Consider the following 1,513-nt stretch of genomic DNA (forward strand, 5'->3'; position numbering starts at 1 on the left):
TTGTTCGGGCATTTCTTGGTCTTGAGATGAGCAACATTTCTTTAAACTCATCGATTGAGAATCTTTAGTCCCATTACTCGATACTGACATGCCAGGGCATAATTCTCTTTGCATATTTTGAAGTACAAGACAGTACCGCTTTAAGCTGGTAAAGGAAAGATAGTTGCTTTTTAAGTCAAAGAAATAGGGGACTGCCTTTTCAGTTAACCTAACTTTTACCGTACCCGTGCCTTTTATATAATCAAAATATTGAAACAAGACCATCTGGGTAAATGCTTCAGCTGTCTCTATCTGATAGACTCTTGAAAGCATCGCTTCGGTAGCTTCTTTTAATTGCTGGTAATTCCATGAACGGCCAGTAATAGCTTCAATGTCACTAATGTGAATACTATAGGTATCCTCGCCTGTTTTAAGATTTGCTAAGATCATAAACATGATATCAAGTTCACAGGCAGAAAAATCGTAACGACCTGATGTAATGGCATTATGTTGCAATATCAGCTTATCACTATTTACTTCTACTATTTCCATATTGCTAATATATTAAAACTAAGTAAAAAAACAAAGCCTTAGTTATTAACCTCTTAAATAACTTATAAAAACTTAGTTTTAGCTTATAAAAACTTAGTTTTAGCTTATGAAAACTTAGATTTAGCTTATGAAAACTTAGTTTTCGACCCTTCAATTAGTTGATAATCAGTGTATAGAAAGGGCCTAAAATAAGAAAGTAATAAAGTAAATAAAAAAGAACGTTGCTTTTCATCCGAGAGGTATTTATGGAAAATGTCTGCGAATTGCCGATAGAAAATCAACAAAAAAACGAGAAATAAAGAAAAGGGGGAGGTTGCGCGCGGACGTATAACATTTATTGCTATATTAGCACTTAAGTTTAAGTAATGTTATAACATGAAGACAAATATTATAAACATAGGGAATAGTCAAGGGATAATACTTCCCTCAATGCTTCTAAGGCAATTAAAATTAAGTAATAGATCTACTGTAGAGCTCGAAATCAATAATGGAAGCATTATTATTAAACCTGAACCACGTCAAGGATGGGCAGAAGCAGCAAAGCAGATGAACACTGCAGGGGATGATAATCTTTTATTAGGTGATTTCCCAAATGAGTTCGAAAAAGAAGAATGGACATGGTAAAGATTCATCAATATGAAATTTATTGGATTTCTCTAGACCCTACTCAGGGAAGCGAAATGGCAAAGACCCGGCCATGCGTAGTGGTAAGCCGGATGAAATGAATGAATTTTTAAAAACCTTGATCATTATACCCATTACATCTACCATTAAAACCTATCCTTGGCGTATATCCTGTCTTATTTCTAATAAGCAGGGTTCAATCGCTACTGATCAAATAAAAGTAATAGACAGGGCTCGAATTGGTCTAAAATCGGTAAGCTTTCTAAAACTGAAATAGGACTTTTAAAGGATGCCTTACATAAGATGTTAATCGACTAAATATCAAAGAAAACACTATAAACTTATTTATGACAGAATT

The 1,513-nt window shown here is 33.9% G+C and carries 2 protein-coding genes and 1 pseudogene; 2 read left to right on the forward strand and 1 reads right to left on the reverse strand.

The genetic code is table 11. The annotated features are described in order from the left end of the window. A partial coding sequence (locus L950_RS25260) for a replication initiation protein (RefSeq protein ID WP_156169875.1) occupies window positions 1-531 on the reverse strand: 531 nt, incomplete at its 3' end. A gap of 375 nt (window positions 532-906) precedes the next feature. Here L950_RS25260 and L950_RS25265 point away from each other — a divergent pair. Then, entirely contained in the window at window positions 907-1,155 is a 249-nt protein-coding gene (locus L950_RS25265; protein ID WP_021191899.1) for an AbrB/MazE/SpoVT family DNA-binding domain-containing protein, read from the forward strand. Window positions 1,156-1,211: 56 nt separating this feature from the next. After that, window positions 1,212-1,432 (forward strand): annotated as a pseudogene (locus tag L950_RS28250) (type II toxin-antitoxin system PemK/MazF family toxin). Window positions 1,433-1,513: the final 81 nt, after the last annotated feature.

It is taken from the genome of Sphingobacterium sp. IITKGP-BTPF85, assembly GCF_001006065.1.
Classification (GTDB): Bacteria; Bacteroidota; Bacteroidia; order Sphingobacteriales; family Sphingobacteriaceae; genus Sphingobacterium; species Sphingobacterium anhuiense.